Raw genomic sequence first — 18,740 nt, 5'->3', positions numbered from 1 at the left:
TGCCTGATCGCCGAGGCGGGGATGGACATGGGCCGGTTCCCGACCGCGGCGCATCTGGCGTCCTGGGCGGGGATCTGCCCGGGTAACCACGCCTCCGGCGGGACAGTACGGTCGGGTCGTAGCCGTAAGGGGTCGACGTGGCTGCGGACCGCGCTCACCGAAGCGGCGCACGCCGCCGCGCAGACGCGGGACACCTACCTGGGGGCGCACTACGCCCAGATCCGAGGCCGCCGCGGGGTCCAGAAAGCCGTGGGGGCGATCCGCCACGACATTCTGATCGCCTACTGGCACATCGTGCACAACGACACCGTCTACCGGGACCTCGGCCCCGAATGGATGCGTCGCCGACACAGCACGGAAGCCCAGCAGAAACGCCTCGTCGCCCAACTCGAGAAACTCGGCCTGAAAGTAACCGTCGAACCCGAACAGCCCGCCGCCTGACCACCCGGGAGGAATAGCCACAACCAAACAGTCACACCGTCACACCGGGCCCGACCACCCGGCGCGGTCAGCCACGCCCGCAACCGACCCAGCCCACACCGGAAATCCTCACCTCAGCAGGCCGGAGGCCTGGGCCCGCAAGAACGTCCGCCAGGAGGAATCGGCCCGCCGGGGCGCGGGGTCGACACCGGCGCGGTGCAGGGTCCGTCAGACGGTGGCGACCCCGACCGGGTAGCCCAGCCCGACGAGTTCGCCGTGGATCCGGCGGTGGCCCCAGGTCGGGTTCTCCCGTGCGAGGCGCAGGACCAGCTCGCGGATCTCCCGGCGGACCGGCGGCCGCCCAGGGGTCTTGCGTGGATAGGTCCATTTTCGTGCGAGGAGGTCACGGTGCCAGCGCAGCACAGTGGCGGGGGTGACGAAGAACGAACCCCACCGAGCCCGGGACAGCAGCCGGGACAGGGCTGCGAGGATCACCCGATCCTTCGGTTCCAGGACCGGGCGGTTCACCTGCCGTCGCAGCACCGCCACCTGATGTCGCAGGACGAGAAGCTCTACGTCTTTCGCGGTGTCGCCGCGCACGTGGAGCAGCATCAGTCCGAGAGCGTTGCGTGTCAGGGCGTAGAGCAGCGACCACACCATGGCCATCCAGCCTGCCCGATGTGGGCCCTGCCCGGCAGGCAAACGCGCAGGTCACCGCTCGAATCGGGGTTCTGGAGCCCCACAGGGTGCGGCGCAGCACCGCGACCTCATGCCGCAGCACGAGCAACTCGATGTCCTTGGACGCCGACGAACGACCGAGGAGAACCAGCCAGCCACACACCCGCGCGGGGATCAGATAGAGCAGGCGGATGGACATAGCTGACCATCATCCCAGCTCACGGGCCAAAGCCGACTTCTGGCACCCCATAGGGTAGCATTTTCCGCGAAAACAAGTTAGTGCACCTATAGACGAAGAATCGCGGGGCGCCGGACCGTCGGAAAGCGCGGTGTCGTGCCGCCACGTCGGCTACACTTCAGCGGGATCGTCGACGGGGAGACGAATTGGAAGCCGTCTTGCGTGGTGGGTCAGCCGCGATCGGCATGACGAGTGAGCCCGGCACAGTCGCGGTCATCGTAACTCCTCCTGAGCATCCTCTATGGCTGGATGATCTCGCTCATGCGGTGTTGTCCGGCCAGCTGGTCATCCCGCGCACGGTGCTGCCCGCCGTGACTCCGGAGCAGCTCGCGACCTGGGCGCGGACGGCCACCCTTGAACTTCCGGCCCCACTCGCGACCTCTCTCGTCGATGACATGACCGCGATCGCGCGCAACGTTCTCCATGCGGCCTTGGAGTCCGCCGGTGGGGCCGGGCACTGTGCCCGCAGCCGCGCGGATCCACCAGGCCGGGTAAATGTGCGAGTCTTCACCGAGGCACCGACGCGCCTGTGCGGGTTCCACGTGGACACGGTCCCGGCTGGCGCGCCGCCAGTCGGCGCGCTCAGGGTCTATAACGGCCCGTGTACCGAGTACGTGGAGCCCAGCGACGTGCGCGATACCGAGTCCTTTTACGACTATCTCGCGCGGCGGGAGCGGCTGTCCCATCACAGCCCGCGCGGCGCGGCGGCCGACAGCGACGAGCCCGCTCATCCCTGGATCCTTGGCGAGCCGGCGGATCCGCTCGGGCCCGATCCCCTCGTTCGCCGGAGCGAGCTGGCAAGGGAGCGGACCCACGCCGCGCTGGTCGTCCTGGATGACATGCCCAGCTTCCTGCGCACGGGAGCGGCGGTGAAGACAGTCCCACCGGATGCCACCGTCTACTTCCGGCACCTGGATGTCAGGCACATGTGGTCCGCCTACCCGGTGACACGAACCTGGATCCACCGCTCTCCAATGGCGGGACCTACCCGGCTGGTCGTCAACATTGCCCTAGCTGGTCGGTTGCCGACCCGGCGAAGTCCGGCTTGAGTAGGACGTAGGTAAAAGTATGCGGCAGGTCCGGGTCGAGCGTCCGCAGGAGCCGGAACACCTCGGCTCCCGCGCGAGCCGGGCCGTGATGCGCGAGGAACCAGCGACGGGGACGCCGCCGGACGCGCAGCACACTTCGTACCGCCGGCACGACATCGTCCTCGTCAGCGAAAAAAGTACCGGTGAAGTGGTTCACGTACTTCCATCCACCGATGATGCGCCGGTTTACCACGACGGGAACGTCGAGGCAGAGCGCTTCGGCCAGGACGCGGGGCGAAGGGTCGATGACCGCCGGCACGAGCAGGCAACGCGCGGCCGCGATCGCGGCCAGCAGATCCCCATGATCCATGGCGCCCAAGAACCGCGTGCCTTCGATGGGCTCCGCTCCGGGCGGAGCGTCCACCACCAGCACCCGCGGGCTGGCGTCTCGGACCAACCGGCGCAGGCAGCGGGCGGCGAGTGGCCAGTTCTTCGCATCCTGCCCCCATGCCTCCCCACCAGACACGTGAATGACATCGGCTACCAGGTCGTCGGGCACGCGGGCTACCAGCGCGCGGTCGATCCGGACGGGATCGGTGAAGTCGGACTCGCTCACCAACAACCGTGGTCCGTCCGCGGGGAGGTGGGCGGCCGGATCTCGAAAACAGTGCAGCCATCCCTCGCAGAGCAGTCCGTAGTCGCGCTCGTCGCGGTAACGTGGGTCCGGAAAACCGAGGTAGCTTGTGATGCCCAGGAACCGGCAGCCCAGGGTTGTCAGCTCGGCAAGGCGTGCATGGTGCGCACGAGTGACGATCGGGGCCCGTATCAGTACCCAGGGCAGTTCTCGGCCCACGGGATCGCACACACGCAGAAAAGGCGTCGACCTCCGCTGAGTCATCCTTCCTCTTCCGTATCGCGGACTCCCGTCGCCGTGAAGAAAGAGTCAACGGATCAGCTTCCGCCAACGCCCGCATGATGACACGACAGGAGCGAACACGTGGATGGCCAGCTTACAACAGACCTCTTCGGACCACGCAACTGCGACACCCGGATCGAGATTTTCGACGAGCTGAGCGACCTCGCCAAGGCCGCTCTGCACACGTTCTTCCGCCGTGCCGGCGCAGCGCATCTGATGGACGAGGTGCTGCTGCCCCTGTTCGGCGAAGGAGATTCGCAGATCTTCGCCGCCGTCCGTGACCGTCCGTGGCCCCCGTGGGGTCTCGGCGCCCGGAACATCGTCGCGGTGCTCCAGACGCACTTGGTGGCCGACGGTTGCTGGGGGCTGAGCCCCGTCTATGTCGCGGACGAGGACCTGACCAATGTGGGTCTGGCCGCGGCACTATACAAGGAGGCGTTGGAGACCCTGTCCATCGACCCCAACGCCGAGGTGCATTACCTCCTTGCCGACGGTTCCCGCCTGGCGGATCGGATGCTGTGCTCGGTCGGTTTTGAACGCACCGAGGACGTCTTCCTGACTGAGGCGGCGCGGTACTTCACTTACCGCGTTCGAGCCCGCGATCTACTAAGAAGTCTCGGGCTGGTGGACGTCGATACCGTGGACGTGCTCGCCGGCGTTGTCGACGACGAGGTCTACCTGCGCAACGCTTCCTTCCACGGCACCGTCTACCTTGCCTCCCGCTCGGAATGGGTGATCGACCGAGTGGGCCTAGCCTCGGAGATCGTCAGGCTAGTCCGCGGCGGTCACTACAGCAAGCCCGGCGGCGTCCCCACCGGCACCGGTCGGTTCGAACCGACCACCCTGCCCGAGACCGTGGTGCAGGTCGTCCGGGACTTTTTGCCTGAACGGGACCTACAGCGGCTGATCGAATACGTCGTCGCGGCCGAGGACAGATTCACCCAGGCCACTATCTCAGCGTATGGAACAAATTCCGCGACCGTGGACTCCCGCATCAGAAGGGGGCTGACCCTGGATGACCTGGGCGAGTTCGAGAGCCTGCTCGCCGATCGGATCCGGGAGAATCTGGAGGAGGTCCTGAGCCGTCTGAGCCTCCCGCCGTTCCCGCTCGGCAGGATCGAGCTGCAGGCCAGCGCGTGCGGCGACCGGGACTACTTCCGCCTGCACCGGGACAGCGACGGCGTGGACACCCGCGAGCTAAGCTTCGCGTACTATTCCTTCCCGGAGCCGCGCGGATTTTCAGGCGGCGAGTTGCGGGTGTTCGGCACGGACATCTCCGACGGTCGGCTGATTCCCACAGACCGCAGCCGGACCCTCGTGCCCCGGCGCAACCACGCGGTCTTCTTCCCGAGCCGCAACGACCACGAGGTGTTGCCGGTCCGAGTTCCCAGCGGTCAGTTCGCCGATGGCCGGCTCACCATCACGGGCTGGGTTCACCGACGATGAGCGCCGCCGGCCTCGGCCGCGCCGTGGTCGAGGCCACGGGCGCCACCCGCACGGGCACCGACGTCGCATCGGTCAGGGAGGCGTGGGCCGTCCATGTGCGCTGGCCGGTCCCCGGCAACTCCCGCTTGGCCGCGCGGCGCGCGCACCACGCGCCGTTCCCGCGGGTTCCCGGGCTGCTGGCCCGTGCGGTGCGGCCCGATGCCGTCGGCGTCCGAGCTCGCTACCTTTTCGCGTCGGCGGCGGACGCCGAGCTCTTCGCCAGCGATTGCGTCTCAGTAGCCCCGTCGCCGTCGTGGGTCTGGCCCTCCCGCGCCGGAGGCGCGGCCCTCGGTCCGCCAACAGCGTCGGCGATGGCCGGACCCGACCTTCGCGTGGAGCGGGTCATACCCGCGTCGCTGAGCGCGCCGATCATCATAGCCGCGCCGCCGCGTTCGGGCGGCACCGCGCTGTTCGACGCTCTGGCCCGAAACCCGAGCCTGTGGACGGTAGGTGGCGAAAGCGAGGGGGTCATTGAAGGAATCCCAGCGCTGCATCCAAGGACAACGGAATACAACTCGCACGAGGTGCCGGCGACCGAGGCGGACGGCTACGGGCCGATCGTGCGTACCGGTTTCCTCGCCGATCTCCGGGATGCGCTCGGACGGCCTCGATCCCCGAATCCCGCTGGTTCGGCCACTCTCTCAGACCTCCGTGGTCGTCCTGACTTGGCTGACAGCTCGCCAGAACCCGCGGCGCGGCTCGGACCGGCTCGGGCCAAGGCCGTGCGCCTACTGGAGAAAACCCCGGAGAACGCGCTGCGACTGCCCTTCCTGTTCCGGGTGTTCCCCGACGCGACCGTCATTCACCTTCGGCGCGATGCCCGGGATACGGTCGAGAGCATCGTCCGCGCGTGGCGGCATCCCGGATTCGTGAACATTCCTGACCTGCCGGGCTGGCCTCGCGGGCCTTGGCACCTCTTGCTGCCGCCTGGCTGGCGGGCCTGGACTGGCGACGCCATCGAGCGGATCGCGGCCCGCCAGTGGGCCTCGGCCACCGACGCGATCCTCGACGCCCGGCGAGTCGCTGACCCATGGCTGGAGGTCGCATACTCAGACTTGGTCCGTGCGCCTTCGCGGACCGTCCGGGAGATCGAGGAGGCACTCGGCCTACCGCCTGGCCCACGGGGCCGGGACAACTCCCGCGCGGCCACGACGATCACATTTCGCCGTCCGGACAGCGGACGACGCTCGCCCGGACCGACAACTGACGCCCTCGACGAGGTGGCCGGCACCGTCCACCGCCTGGCCGGCGGGCGGGCGGCGCCCGAGACTCGCGCGGGGATGCCGGCGAAGGCGAGCACGGGTCGAACCGCGACGAGGAGGACCGCGATGGCCGAACCGAGATCAGCGGCGCGTGGTCGGCGGCTGTTCGCATGCTGGTTGCACGAGGCCGCCGGCCGCTCCGATGGCGCGACCTCCTCGGGCCCCGGCCCCGATGAGATCGCTTGGGTTGGGGTGCCTCCCGGTTCGTCCCCCGACATGGACGGCGAACTGGTTCTCGCGCCGGACGTACTGCTGCAGGTAGGCCCTACGGTGCCTATTCCGCTTGTTCGGCGAGTCCGGCATCGGGATCGCTTCGTGGCCGACCACCCGATCCTGTGGGTCGACGATCCGACCACCAGGGTCCTCACGCCTTTCTGGGTCCGCTTCGCGGACTTCTGGACGGTGCGTTCGCTCATAACCGACCGGCCGGTGACGACCGACATCCCGGACGCGCTGCGCACGGCACTCGCGGCCACCGGCGCGCTGAGCATGGCCGGCCAACGCGCCGCGCGCGCGGCGCGCGTCAACGAGGCTCTCGATGCCGCGGCTGGCTCGTTCGCGACCACCGACGTGTGCATGCTCCGCCACATCCTGCACCCAGCTTGCCTGGCGGCACTCCTCGACTACTACGAGGCATTGATCGCGAGCGGCTGCTGGCCACTCGGTGATGCTCAGGTACCTGGGAGGTACGGCTGGCACAACGAGTCGCTGTCCCGCTTCTTCCACCACCAGCTTACCGACGTGGTGAGCAGAATCGCCGGATGTCCGGTGCGGCCGGCCTACTCCTACGTGTCGGCCTACCGGGGCGGGGCGGTGCTGACCCGGCACGTCGACCGTGAGCAGTGCGAGTTCACAGTCTCGCTGCTGCTCGGCGAGTCAGGTTCCGACATGTCAGGCGGCTGGCCGCTGCTGCTGGAAAGCAGAGGCGGCCCGCTGTCGTTGTCCTGCCGCCCAGGTGAAGCGATCATGTTCCGCGGGCCAACGGTGCCGCACAGCCGCCTCCCGCTGCGCGACGGCGGCACCCACACCTCGTTGCTGCTCCACTATGTGCCGGCCGAATTCCGACGTACCTTGTACTGACTCTCGCACCGGCCGTCCGGACGACAGGGCCAACCTGAGGGTTCCCCACGGCACCCACTTCGTCCGTCGGCCATTGCCGACCGAGACCGCAGTTCGCTATTGGATCTCCATGAAGCCGACCGCGCGTGCGTCGGACTCGCGGACCCGCTGCGCGATTTCCTCCCAGCGTGGGGTCGAACGCCAGGCAACCGGCTCGACGTTCCTCGTCGCCAGCCGAGTTAGTCCAGCGGGCGCGGGGCCGGTACCGAACATGACCTCGACGGCGTGCGCGGTGAGCAGCATGTCCCAGACCAAATGGACACGGTCGGCGTCGCCGCGGTTCTCGGCCGCGTGCACGCATCCGTGGTTGACCAGGTAGACCGTGCCTTCCACCAAATGGCGGACCTCGCCGTCAAGCAGCAGCGTGGCCGCCGGGTTGGTGACCAGCGGCAGGTGGAAGCGAGCGCGAACACCCACGGTGCCCCCCCGTGACCGCACGACGCTGTGCTCCTCGTGCGGGGCGAGCGAAGCAGCTGGCGCGAGAACGTTGACCCGAAAGTTGACCAATGCTGGAAGCGACGCGGCGAACGCCGCGAGGCGTGGGTAATGCTCAGCGCGCCGAAATCGTTTGCCGAAGCAAGACATGTCGTGGTCGTAGCGGAAATCGTCGAACCGCTCCGATCGGCCGAGCAGACTGAACTGCTCGACCCGGCCACGCGGTCGGGTCCAGGCTGTCACGTGGCCGGGCTCGGTCGCCAGAGACGGTCGCTGCGCGGCGCGCAACCGCGCCACCTCGTCCACAAGATCCCTCAACAACTCTGGATCGGTCTGAAGGAGCCGCAGGCAGCGGATGCCTCCACGGTGGTAGTTGGCGTTCCGGATGCCGCGCAGCAGGGCGAGCGCGTCGCGCTCCGCGATGCCTTCCGGTGACAAAGTCACCGGAAGGGACACCTGTCCAGCAACAGGTCCAAGTCCGGCAGAGACGCCGGCGCGGTGGCAAAGTCGCGAACCCTGCCCGACTCCAGGCCGGTACCGGTCCGGCCCACCGGCACCGGCGGCGGCACCGGCAGCCCCACCGAAAGGAAATAGTCGTGGAACTTGCTGTCGTCCCCGCTGGGAAGCGTTCCAGCCCTGGTCCCGTCACCTTCGCCGTGCCGCCGGCCCTCACGGTCCCTCCCACCGAAGCTGACCCACGCCGCTGGAACGCCGTAGGCATGGCTGATGATGAGCCCGTGCAGGCTGGAGGAGGCGATCAGCGGCGCGCTAACCAGGCGGTCCACCACCTCCTCGACGCCGGCCTGCACGTCGACGACGTCCCAGCCGCGTGGAACACCGAGCTGAGCCCGCGCCTTGTCCGAGAAGTGAGGCACCACGGCCGGTCGCCGGCCGATCCGATCTCGGCGGCGCCGGAGGAACCGAGAAACCAGCAGGGCCGGATCGCCGAAGACCGCCGGACAGCTTACGCCCGAACGTATCGCAGCCTCCCTGGTCAGGGGACCACGCACAGCGGCCAACTCGGCCCCTGGATGGATCCTGTCCGAGTCGTCGAGAATACCCGAGCCCCAGACGATTCCTCCTGGGCCGGCGAGCGCGATGACGCTACCGGTCACGAAGAAGGCGCCGCGGGTCCGGGGAGGCACCCAGCGAGCCGCCCGTCCGGAGATCCGGCGCACCAGCCATGGAGTCAGCCGGTCGCCGACGTTTCCCTGACTCGGGGCGCGACACCAAAAAGCGGGTACCGTGCTGGACACGCCGTCGACGATACCGTCCGCGTAGCCGTTCTGATACGCACCTACTATCGGGATCTCGCGTGGCTGAGCTACTCGCTGGCCGCCGTCGAGAAGTGGTGTCGGGGTTTCACCGAGGTCGTCGTGGTGAGCCCGCGCACCGGGGCCCCGGCGGTCCGCCGAGCGCTACCCGGGTCTGTCCGCCTGGAGATCTGCCCAGACTACCGCGACGACTACCTGGGGCAGCAGGTGACGAAGCTGCACGCTGATCGCTTCACGGACGCGGAGCTCATCTGTCACGTCGATTCGGATGTTATCTTCACTCGGTCGACAACGCCGGTCGACCTGCTTGTGGCGGGACGGCCCTGGCTGGTCCGGCTGCCGGTCGACAAACTGGGGCGGCATCGTCCGTGGGTTGCCTCAACCGAGGACTTCCTCGGATTCCGGGTCTCGCATGACTTTATGCAACAACCGCCCTTTACGTACCCACGGTGGATCTATCCGGAGATTCGGCGCCTATCGGTCGCCCGGCACGGCCGCTCGCTGGACGAGTACGTAACGGGCCAACCGCCGCGGGGCTTCTCCGAGTTCAACGTGTTGGGGGCCTACGCGCTCGCCCACCACCCGGACGCGTTCACCTGGTTCGAGTGCGGTGATCCAGCTGTCCCATCCCTCTGCGCCTGGTATTGGAGCCGGGCACGAATCGACCCGGCCACGCGGCGGGAGCTCGAAGGCCATCCGCGCGCGCTACCCACCTGACCCATCCGGCCCGTGTCGCCCGCGCCCGGACGCGCCGGCAAGTCGACGATCCTGACATTGAACCTTCCGGCGCCCTTGGTGATCGCCTTGTTCGGTGCGGCCTTGTCGTTGATCTTATGAATTTGGCGGCGCGGCGATGGGCCCCGCTGGACCTTGCCTGTACCGGGCGATCAACCAGCACGGCCAGGCCATCGACGTCCTCTCCCGCGAGCGGCGGGATCCGGACGCCGCCCGCGCCTTCTTCGACCGGGCGTCGTCCCACGGCCGCACCGACTCCGAGTGATGGAGGCTTTCAACGAGCTCGTGACGGCGATCTGATCAACGGTCATCCTGGGTCTCACCGTGCCTCAGCCGGCCTCAGCCAGGCCGAAATGCAACAGACATCCCATGTTTTTGGATGTCAAGCGGCGGTGTCGAGTGTGACTTTCTGTGGCCATGCGGTTGCTTCGCTGTAGAGGGTGCGGGTCTTCAGACAGCCGTGGAGGACGCCGACGAGGCGATTGGCGAGCTGGCGGAGCGCGGCGTGGTGCCGGTGCCGCGGGCGCGGATCTGGTCGTAGTAGGCGCGGGCACCGGGTGAGGCTCTCCGGGCGCAGAAGGCCTGCTGGTGCAGGGCGTCGGCGAGCCGGCTGTTACGGGCGTAGCGGGCCATCACGACCGTCTTCTTCCCGGAGGCGCGGGTGATGGGACTGGTCCCGGCGTGGTTCTTCCGCGACTTCGCGTCGGCGTAGCGCTTCGGGTCGTCTCCGAACTCGGCGAGCACCCGGGCGGCGAGGACCGGTCCCAGGCCAGGCTGGGAACGGGAGGATCTCAGCGTCCGGGTGCTGGCCAAAATGGGCACCGACCTGCTCACCAAGCCGGTCGATCTCGATGTTGAGCGCGCTGATCAGCGTGGTCTGGGCACGCACGACCGCGCCGTAGGCAGCGGCCGTGGCAGGGCGGACCGGCAGCTGACCGGCCTGGAAAGCGGCCCGGATCCTGCGTGCCTTCTCCGCGATGTCGTGGCGGCGGGCCCGCTTGAGAGCGGCGGAGATCTGCGCGACGGTCAGGCGTCGGGCCACGTCCGGAGTCCGCGTCCTGGCGAGCAGCTCCCACGTATCGGCGGCGGCCAGGTCGTCGAAGGCCGCAACCGCGGCGGGGAACGACTCGACCCGTGCGGCGCGCAGCCGCAGGACCTGGCGCGTGCGATCCCAGATGAGCGTCTGATGTGCCCGCGCGGTGACCTTCACCGCCTCGGCCAGGTCGCCGTCGCCGGCGACCTGGCGCAGCTGGTGGCGGTCGGTGCGGACCATGTCCGCGAGCACGTGGGCGTCACCGGCGTCACTCTTGGCCCCGGACGTGGAGTACCGCTCCCGGTAGCGGGCGGCCTGCAGCGGGTTGACCGCGATCACCTGGTAGCCCGCCGCGACCAGCGCCGACACCCACGGACCGCGATCCGTCTCGATCCCGACCACGACCTGGTCCGGGCCAGCATCCTCGGCCACCCCAACCCCACCCCGAGCACCAACGACCTCCCCCAAGCCGCCTGACATCACACACCGCGACCAGAGGACGGAAAGGAACTACTGAAGCGCTGCACTAGGGCTCGCAGGCCTTGTGCCCAAGAGTGCTCACCCACCGGCAGCTACCGGCATCGAGCCTGCCGTATCGCGACCCGGTACGTCCCATTAGTGCCCCCTAGCCTTCCTGGCCGACTATCTGGGCGCCTGCGCCGACGCCGGAGGCAGACCGCCTAACGGCACAGCGCTGGAACAGTTCTTCGCCTGGCTACCCCCTCCCGGGAACACCACCGACAGCCGCGACCCCGACAGCGCCGTCCCGCCCGATCACCATGCTCATGACGTGCCCACGCCTTAACCCCCGTCTGATAACCGACACACACCCGGCCGCAGACCCGACCGGGTCCTCGGCGCGCCCTTCCACGGGATCACCGAACATTTCCGCCGCGACAGAGCGGGCGGTGAAGGTCTCTCACCTCCACTCGAACCAAAGTGCCTCACGGCGCAAACCGGATGTGCGGCAGAGCCAGTAGTCGGACACTCTCTGCGTCGGCAACGCGGACGTTGTTTCGGAAAATCGTTCAGAAGTGAGTTCTGGCCGTCGGGCCGCCGCTATCATTCGGTCATACCGTGCATTCCTTGCTGGGGGAAAAATATGCCGAACCTGCAGCTCACAGCCAGCGTGACGCCCGGCGGCGCTGTGCTGCGCGACACGCCTCTCACGGTCTCGGCCGACGAACCGCTCGATCCACGGTCCGCGCGGGGAGCGATAACCCTGTTCGGGCAGCGCGCCCAGGTGGTGCTTTCCGACGACGGCCGCACGGCCACGGTGCTGCCGGTGGGCGGCCTGCCGGCCGGCTACCACCGCCTGCTCGTCGGCGAGGTGCTCGGCGCCGACGGCGAGCGGGCGGGGAATCCCCTGGAGGTGCCGTTCGTCGCCGTCGACAGCAATGCGGCGCTCCCCGCCGGTCTGCGGGTCGACAACTATGCGCGTATCCGGGTCGAGGAGTTCACCACCACCCGGCTTCCTCTCGACCAGCATCCGGAGGGCGCCTTTCTCGACCTGGTCAAGGCCACCGTCATCGAAACGGGCGAGCCCGTTGAGCTGGCTTTCGATGAACGCGGCGACGCGGCCGACGCCGAGGAGATCCTGACCGGCCTGGCCCGGCGCCGGGCCGAGCGCTTCCAGGGGCTCGACGAGGCGCTGTACGCGCGCCTGGAGCGGGCCGAGCCGGGTGAGCGCGTTCCCGTGGCGGTCTGGGGACGGCTGCCGGAGGAGCCGGAGCGCCCCGACAAGCCGTCCGAGGAACCGGTGCGGGAACCTCCGCCCGCCGAGCTTCGGGCCGCCGAGGTCGCCAGGGCCGTCAGCGCGCGGTTGCGCCGGATCGTGGCCGCCGAGTTCGGCGACGGCGACGCGACGGCCGACGAGGCCGCGCCCGTCGTGTACGCCACCCTCGACGCCGACCGCGCCCGGGAGCTCGCCCGCCACGACGCCGTCGCCGGCGTGCTGCTCCACGAGACGGACGGCGTGGACGACCTGGCCGACTCGATCGCCGTCGCCCACAGCGGCACCGTGCACACCACCCTGGGCCTCACCGGCCGTGGCGTCCGGGTCGCCGTCTGGGAGCTCGGGCCGGACGACGAGCAGCACCTGAACATCGCCGCCCGCTACACCAGCAGGCCGAGCACCAGCAGCCATTCCCGCCTGACCCACGCCATCATCAGCAACACCGAGCCGGACCGGCCGCACGGCCACGCCCCGGACGCGATCCTGCACTCGGCCAACTCCTACGACCTCGACGCGCTGCGCTGGGCGGTGCGCGACCGTGGCGTCACGGTCGTGAGCCAGAGCTTCCACCGTTCCAGCGAGCAGACCTCGTCCGGCCTGTCCTTCGACGACATCTACAAGGACTGGCTCGTCCTGCACTGGCCGTACCCGACGATCCTGCAGGCCGCCGGCAACTTCGACACGAGCGAGCGGGGCGGCGCGGACGAGTTCGTGAACCACAAAGGCTTCAACAGCCTCGCCGTCGCCAACCACAACGACTCCGCCTCGGCGATCAGCGGTGACTCGGCCTTTCGCAACCCGGCGAGCCGGCACTCGGACCGGGAGCTGCCCGAGATCGCCGCGAACGGCACCGCGGTCACCGCGGCGGGGCGGACCGGGTCGGGCACCAGCTTCGCCGCGCCCGCCGTCGCGGGGGTCGCGGCGCTCCTGCAGCAGCGGGAGCCTACCCTGCGCTCCTGGCCCGAGGGCGGCCGGGCCATCCTGCTGGCCAGCGCCGACCGCAACCCGAGCGGCAGCACGTGGGGGCGGGACGTGCGTTCCGGCGTCGACGGGTCGGACGGATCGGGCGCGCTGAACGCGCTGTCGGCAGCCCGCATCGCGCAGTCCCGCCGGTTCCGCAACGCCCCCGCGACCAGGCGGGGCTGGGACGTCGGCACACTGAGGTCCAGCGACTTCAACGACGTCCGCCTGTCGACGTTCGCCTACCGGGTCAGTGTGCCCCGCACGATCCTCGGCCCCACGGTGAAGGTCGCCCTGGCCTGGAACAGCGAGGTCGGGGAACTGTTCGGGATCTATCCCTTCAGCTCCACGCTCACCGTCGACTTCGACCTGTTGGTCACCGATGCCGCGGGCAACCTCGCCGGGAGCTCCAGCACCTGGGACAACAGCTACGAGATCGTGGAGTTCGCCGCGGCCCGCGGCACGACCTACGAGATCCGGATCCGCCGGTGGTCGGGAACGGCCGCCACTTGGTTCGGCCTGGCCTGGACAGTGACAGGCCCCGAAATCCTGCCGGCCCTCCCCGACGGGGAGGCGATCCGGTAACCGACACGCGGCACCCTGAGAAGGTGTTTGAGATCGTCAGTTAGATGATTCTCTGTAACGGTCGGGGTCCTGGCCGTCGGGCGGGTGCGCGCCGGTCGATCCGGCGGGCCATGACGCCGATCATCGCCCAGCGGATCAGGGCTTCGGCGTGGTCGGGGCGGCGTTCGTAGTCCCGGGCGTGACGGCGGTGTCCGGTGATCCAGGACAGGGTCCGTTCGACGACCCAGCGGCGGGGCAGAACCTCGAAGCCCTGCTGCCCGGCAGGCCGGCGCACGACCTGCACCCGGAGCCCAAGTAGACGGGCGGCCCAGTCCACGATCGTCCCGGAGAACATCCCGTCACCGAACACCAGCTGTAACCGGCGGCCGGCGAAGTAGCTGTCGAGAAGAACCTGCCGCCCGCCGACGGTGTCATGCGTGCTCGCGGGAACGACCAGCACAGCCAGCAGCAGGCCCAAGGTGTCCACGACGAGGAATCGTTTGCGGCCGTTGATTTTCTTACCCATGTCGAAGCCGCGGCTGGCCGCCGGAACGGTGTCGGCGCCCTTCACCGACTGGGAGTCGATGATCCCCGCCGTCGGTTCGACGTCACGTCCCTCCTGCACACGGAGCTGGTCGCGCAACGCATCGTGGACACGTTCGGTCACACCCAGGTCGTGCCAGCGGGCGAAGTAGTAGTAGACCGTCTGCCACGGCGGATAGTCCGACGGCAACGCCCGCCAGGCACAGCCGTTACGCACGACGTACCCGATCGCGTCGACGAGATCGCGGCGGTCGTGCTTCTCGCGGCGGCCGATCGACGCCGCCGGCGGCAACAGCGGCTCGATCAGCGCCCACTGGGCGTCGGTCAGATCAGACGGATAGCGGTGACGGCGACGTCGCGGCATCCCCCGACCCTCGCCCGCTCACCCCTCCGACCAGACCCCTTCCCGCCGAATGCACACCCATCGCACACCCAAACATCACAACCAGTTACCAGCCGGAGATCTCAAACACCTTCTGAGGCAACCACTCGCGGGCGCGGGAAAAGTCAGCTCCCCGCCGGTCGTGGCCGGATCACCCCCACGGGCGTGGGGAGGACACCGTCCCGACCCGGAGCACACCCATGACCGACGGATCACCCCCACGGACGTGGGGAGTGAGGCATCTACTGCCGGCGGACGCAGCAACTGCACTGGTGACACAGTCCCGGCTGGCCCGGGCGGGGCGGGACTGGCATCAGTTGATCGAGTTGTGTGGCCTGTCGCGGACTCTGCTGGCGGACACCGTCCACATCCCCCAGCAGCGCGTCCGACAGAGCACACAGTTCGAGCAACTGATGCCATTCACGGCCCGAGCGGGCCAGCCGGGACATCTCGATGCCGAGCACGATGCCCACATGCCCTGTGGGGTGTCAGAACTCGGTCACCGGTGTGGACCTGGGGTTTTAGGCGGCTCGTTCGTATTCGTTGATCAGGCCGCCGAGGACGGGCTGGCGTTTGATCCGTTCCTGGGTCAGGTCGGCGACAGGGTGGTCGGGCCGTGGTGGTTGAAGGCTGCGGCCGCGGTGGGGGCGTCGTCCGTTGTAGTGCCGTGCGTACTCGGCCAGAACGGTGCGCAGATGCCGCTCACCGACGATCAGCATGCGGTCGGTGACCTCGGTCCGGACCGTGCGGACGAACCGTTCCGCGTAGGCGTTCGCCCGGGGAGTCCGGGGTGGGATCTTGACCGCGGTGATGCCGGCATCGGCGAGGACCGTGTCGAACGATGCGGTGAATTGTCCGGCGCGGTCGCGGATCAGGACCTGGAAGTCGGCAGCCCGGTCACCGAGGTCCATGAGAAGGTTGCGGATCTGCTGGGTGGTCCATGGTCCGTCGGGGTGGGCGGTGACCCCGAGGATGTGGACGGTGCGGGAGCCGACCTCCAGGACGAAGAAGCAGTACAACCGCCGCAGCGTCACCGCGCAGTCCACAGGGAAGAAGTCCACGGCCAGCATGGTCGAGGCCTGCGTACGCAGGAACTGCCGCCACGTCGTGTCGGTCTGCCGTTTCGGAACCGGTGGCAGCCCGAGGGTCTTCAGAACCCGGCGGATCGTGGACGCGCTCACCCGGTGGCGGAGCTTGAGGAGCTCGCCCTGGATTCGCTGGTACCCCCACGTCGTGTTCTCGGCCGCGAGCCGTCCAATGAGGGTCACGATCTCCGTGTCGACCGGTGGCCGGCCCGTCCGCTGTGGGTGGGTCCATTTCCGTGTGATCAGACGGCGGTGCCACCGCAGGACGGTGCCGGGGGTGACCAGCCGGTGCGCTCGCAGCGCCCTGGGGAGAACCCTGATCAGTGCGGCGAGCACCGCGCGGTCCCGCCCAGTCCCAGCGCGGCTTGGGCTGGGTACGGCGCAGCACCGCGACCTCATGCCGCAACACGAGCAACTCGATGTCCTTCGACGCCGACGGACGACCGAAGAGGACCAGCCAGCCGCACACCCGAACGAAGATCAGATAGAGCAGGCGGATGGACATAGCTGACCATCATGCCGCCGGCCCCGTACGGCCGCATCGCCCCAGCTCACAGGCCCAGGCGCACTTCTGGCACCCCACAGGCACCCCACAAGTATGCGGGCTACTACAACGGACGACGACCCCACCGCAGCCGCGGTCTCCGACCACCACGGCCCGACCATCCCGTCGGCGACCTGACCGAGGAACGGATCAAACGCCGGCCCGTTCTCGGCGGGCTGATCAACGAATACGAACGAGTCGCGTAAAAGTCCAGCTCAACGCCGGTGACCGAGTTCTGGAACCCCACAGGGTGTCGGCTGCCATGGCTGATTCACTTATTTGACCGGCGAAAATGGCAATGTTTGCGGTATTCAGCCGGCGCCCCGGCCGGCTGGCCAGGGATTCGCCGAGTCCCTATGCTGCTGGCATGCGGACCCGGCCGGCCGGATGAAATCCGCGCGGTCGCGGTGAGCCTCTCGTCGGGTCATCACTCTCCAGTTTAGACCAAAGCATCGCCGGCGGTTCGACCGGTGCGCCGCCGTGCTCACGCATACCCGTACACGGCCTGGAACATCGAGAAAAAGGTGCGATCGCAGCGAGCGATGGCATCTGAGGTGATGGGAGAAGACAACAATGAGTCATGGGGACGTCGCGACCTGCCACCATGCCATTCTGGACGAACGCTGCCTTATCCCTCCGTCACCGGAGTTGCTGGGTCGGCTGTACGCACGATTCGTCGATCTCGTCGAGTCGAGGCGCCTCCCCAAGGAAACCACCTTCGAGGATTATTTCAGGGTCTGGCGGTCGAAGCGTCGCGGAGAGAACGTCATCGGACTGGACGACGGCTCGGCCGCGCTGGGCAGGAGTACTGACCTGCAACTTATCGAAAGACCCCGGACGCGCCTGGCTGGAGATGTTAAGACCATCGTCCTGCTGGTCGACTTCCCGGATCGGCCTCACAATCCGAACAACACCCCCGCGCTGTACGAGCAGATGCTCTTCAGCGCGGATTCGTTCCCGACGGGAAGCATGCGTGACTACTATCGGACGGTGAGCGGTTACGACGGGAACCTCCACACTGGCATAGACGTCCAGGGCTCCGTCCACGGCTGGTTCCGGATGCCGCAGCCGTTGGAGTTCTACGCGGGTGGCAGTTCGGGGACGGGGGAGAACTTCCCGAGTAATGCCCAGGGGCTCGCTCGCGACGCGGTGCTCGCGGCGAAGGACGCGGGTGTCACATTCACCCAGGATCTCGACGTGCTGGGCGAGAACATCGTCACGGCCGTGCTCGTCGTGCATGCCGGGCCGGGCGCGGAGGTAACTGGGAACGAGAACGACATCTGGAGCCTGAAATGGGTGATCCCCGACGGCGGGATCGAGGTCGCTGAGAATCTCTTCGTGCGGCCCTTCCTGACCGTCCCAGAGGACTGCAAGGTCGGTGTATGTGCCCATGAATGGGGTCACCTCGTCGCCCGGTGGGCCGACTACTACGACACCGGCAGGGTCGAGGCCACCCGGTCCAACGGGCTTGGCAACTACTGCCTGATGGCTGCCGGGTCGTGGGGGAACGGGGGGCTCACGCCGACCTTTCCCAACGGGATGCTCCGCATGTTCCACGAGTGGGTCAAGCCACGCACCGTGACCAGCACAACCAAGGATATCGTCCTTGAACCGGCCGCTGAGGGCGGGGACCTCGTCGTCATCCGGAACAAGAAGACGATGTCGCGGTCGGAGTACATCGTCGTCGAGTACCGGCGCCGCCGCGGGCAGGATGCGTTCCTCCCCGACGAGGGCGTCGCGGTCTACGTGGTGGACGAGTCGGTCGACAACGTCAACGACGAGAACCTGCTCGCTATCGAGCTCATTCAGGCCGATGGCCGCCATGACCTGCAGAAGTCCCTCGGAGGTAACCGCGGCGACACTGAGGACCTCTACCCGCTGGGTGACAGGCGACAGATCGGCGAGAATACCGACCCGCCGCTCAACCGCGCGAACGGCAAATGGTCCGGCGTCACCATCGACGTGCACGGCGAGCCAGGAGACGACCGCATTACAATCGACGTCGTGGTCGAGTAACCGCCCGCCTCGCGGGCTGACTGATGTGTCCTGCGGACACCGCAGGACACATCGACCCCGCCTCACGCGGCCTGCGAGGACGTGCGCGCGGCCGGCCAATCCTTCGGTTTATCGACCTTGAATCGGTGGGGTGACGTTCGGGGGGCGGGGTAGTCCGGCGGTATGAGGTATCCGGATGGTGGCGGGGTGAGGGATGCCGACCGTGCCCGCCGGGGAGCAGATCCGTCTGCGCGCTGCGGCGATGTTCGCCGAGGGTCTTTCTCCACCGCGGGTTGCTGTGCGGCTGCG

Annotated in this window: 11 protein-coding genes and 6 pseudogenes; 10 read left to right on the top strand and 7 right to left on the bottom strand. The window is 68.2% G+C overall.

The genetic code is table 11. From position 1 onward, the window contains the following. A partial coding sequence (locus MXD62_RS28945; RefSeq protein WP_248832555.1) for a transposase occupies positions 1 to 441 on the top strand: 441 nt, incomplete at its 5' end. Positions 442 to 555: 114 nt separating this feature from the next. Here the strand turns inward: MXD62_RS28945 and MXD62_RS28940 are convergent. Beyond that, positions 556 to 1,122: pseudogene (locus MXD62_RS28940) on the bottom strand (integrase); the annotation flags it as partial. Positions 1,123 to 1,602: 480 nt separating this feature from the next. On the opposite strand from MXD62_RS28940, the gene MXD62_RS28935 reads away from it, so the two are divergent. Continuing rightward, complete coding sequence (locus tag MXD62_RS28935) at positions 1,603 to 2,385, top strand: hypothetical protein (protein ID WP_248832553.1); 783 nt, start codon at positions 1,603 to 1,605, stop codon at positions 2,383 to 2,385. On the opposite strand, the gene MXD62_RS28930 is transcribed toward MXD62_RS28935, so the two are convergent. Further along, positions 2,336 to 2,923: a glycosyltransferase gene (locus tag MXD62_RS28930; RefSeq protein WP_248832552.1), complete on the bottom strand. Its 588-nt coding sequence runs from the start codon at positions 2,921 to 2,923 to the stop codon at positions 2,336 to 2,338. The two genes, MXD62_RS28935 and MXD62_RS28930, sit on opposite strands and share 50 nt — an antisense overlap. 573 nt (positions 2,924 to 3,496) lie before the next feature. Between MXD62_RS28930 and MXD62_RS28925 the strand changes: the two genes are divergently transcribed. The 3 genes and pseudogenes from MXD62_RS28925 to MXD62_RS28920 all read left to right on the top strand — a co-directional run bounded on the left by MXD62_RS28925 (position 3,497) and on the right by MXD62_RS28920 (position 7,107). Beyond that, positions 3,497 to 4,726: a 2OG-Fe(II) oxygenase gene (locus tag MXD62_RS28925; protein ID WP_248832551.1), complete on the top strand. Its 1,230-nt coding sequence runs from the start codon at positions 3,497 to 3,499 to the stop codon at positions 4,724 to 4,726. Further along, positions 4,723 to 5,604 (top strand): annotated as a pseudogene (locus tag MXD62_RS41035) (sulfotransferase); the annotation flags it as partial. The gene MXD62_RS28925 and the pseudogene MXD62_RS41035, both read left to right, overlap by 4 nt. 738 nt (positions 5,605 to 6,342) lie before the next feature. Then, positions 6,343 to 7,107 (top strand): hypothetical protein, encoded by a 765-nt coding sequence (locus tag MXD62_RS28920; RefSeq protein ID WP_248832550.1) that lies wholly within the window; start codon positions 6,343 to 6,345, stop codon positions 7,105 to 7,107. A gap of 96 nt (positions 7,108 to 7,203) precedes the next feature. Here MXD62_RS28920 and MXD62_RS39905 read toward each other — a convergent pair whose 3' ends face one another. Both MXD62_RS39905 and MXD62_RS41030 read right to left on the bottom strand, forming a co-directional pair. Further along, positions 7,204 to 8,037, bottom strand: a complete 834-nt coding sequence (locus MXD62_RS39905; protein ID WP_248832549.1) for an aspartyl/asparaginyl beta-hydroxylase domain-containing protein — start codon at positions 8,035 to 8,037, stop codon at positions 7,204 to 7,206. Next, on the bottom strand, positions 8,022 to 8,696 hold the full coding sequence (locus MXD62_RS41030; protein WP_368862465.1) for a polysaccharide pyruvyl transferase family protein: 675 nt from the start codon (positions 8,694 to 8,696) through the stop codon (positions 8,022 to 8,024). The genes MXD62_RS39905 and MXD62_RS41030 overlap by 16 nt, the downstream gene beginning before the upstream one ends. A 264-nt stretch (positions 8,697 to 8,960) precedes the next feature. On the opposite strand from MXD62_RS41030, the gene MXD62_RS41025 reads away from it, so the two are divergent. Continuing rightward, on the top strand, positions 8,961 to 9,572 hold the full coding sequence (locus MXD62_RS41025; RefSeq protein ID WP_368862463.1) for a hypothetical protein: 612 nt from the start codon (positions 8,961 to 8,963) through the stop codon (positions 9,570 to 9,572). Between the two features lie 157 nt (positions 9,573 to 9,729). Further along, positions 9,730 to 9,840 (top strand): annotated as a pseudogene (locus MXD62_RS28905) (DDE-type integrase/transposase/recombinase); the annotation flags it as partial. A gap of 132 nt (positions 9,841 to 9,972) precedes the next feature. On the opposite strand, the pseudogene MXD62_RS41020 reads toward MXD62_RS28905, so the two are convergent. Then, positions 9,973 to 11,052, bottom strand: a pseudogene (locus MXD62_RS41020) (IS110 family transposase); the annotation flags it as partial. A gap of 673 nt (positions 11,053 to 11,725) precedes the next feature. Here MXD62_RS41020 and MXD62_RS28895 point away from each other — a divergent pair. Beyond that, positions 11,726 to 13,903, top strand: a complete 2,178-nt coding sequence (locus MXD62_RS28895) for a S8 family serine peptidase (RefSeq protein ID WP_248832547.1) — start codon at positions 11,726 to 11,728, stop codon at positions 13,901 to 13,903. 40 nt (positions 13,904 to 13,943) lie between these two features. On the opposite strand, the gene MXD62_RS28890 is transcribed toward MXD62_RS28895, so the two are convergent. Both MXD62_RS28890 and MXD62_RS28885 read right to left on the bottom strand, forming a co-directional pair. Next, complete coding sequence (locus MXD62_RS28890; RefSeq protein ID WP_308301344.1) at positions 13,944 to 14,789, bottom strand: IS5 family transposase; 846 nt, start codon at positions 14,787 to 14,789, stop codon at positions 13,944 to 13,946. Between the two features lie 539 nt (positions 14,790 to 15,328). Continuing rightward, positions 15,329 to 16,397 (bottom strand): annotated as a pseudogene (locus MXD62_RS28885) (integrase core domain-containing protein). Between the two features lie 612 nt (positions 16,398 to 17,009). Here MXD62_RS28885 and MXD62_RS28880 point away from each other — a divergent pair. Together MXD62_RS28880 and MXD62_RS39900 are read left to right on the top strand one after the other, a co-directional pair. Then, positions 17,010 to 18,452: a M6 family metalloprotease domain-containing protein gene (locus MXD62_RS28880; protein ID WP_248832546.1), complete on the top strand. Its 1,443-nt coding sequence runs from the start codon at positions 17,010 to 17,012 to the stop codon at positions 18,450 to 18,452. Between the two features lie 193 nt (positions 18,453 to 18,645). Beyond that, a pseudogene (locus MXD62_RS39900) lies at positions 18,646 to 18,720 on the top strand (hypothetical protein); the annotation flags it as partial. Positions 18,721 to 18,740: the final 20 nt, after the last annotated feature.

This window comes from Frankia sp. Mgl5, from assembly GCF_023242985.1.
Taxonomy (GTDB): domain Bacteria; phylum Actinomycetota; class Actinomycetes; order Frankiales; family Frankiaceae; genus Parafrankia; species Parafrankia soli.
The sequence above is the reverse complement of the archived record's forward strand: the minus strand, read 5'-3'. Positions and strand labels throughout refer to the sequence as shown.

Bases quoted from the DNA above. Each gene is read 5' to 3' on its own strand.
- MXD62_RS28895 (WP_248832547.1), top strand. From the start codon at position 11,726: ATGCCGAACCTGCAGCTCACAGCCAGCGTGACGCCCGGCGGCGCTGTG.
- MXD62_RS28880 (WP_248832546.1), top strand. From the start codon at position 17,010: ATGAGTCATGGGGACGTCGCGACCTGCCACCATGCCATTCTGGACGAA.
- MXD62_RS28925 (WP_248832551.1), top strand. From the start codon at position 3,497: ATGGACGAGGTGCTGCTGCCCCTGTTCGGCGAAGGAGATTCGCAGATC.
- MXD62_RS28890 (WP_308301344.1), bottom strand. From the start codon at position 14,789: ATGCCGCGACGTCGCCGTCACCGCTATCCGTCTGATCTGACCGACGCC.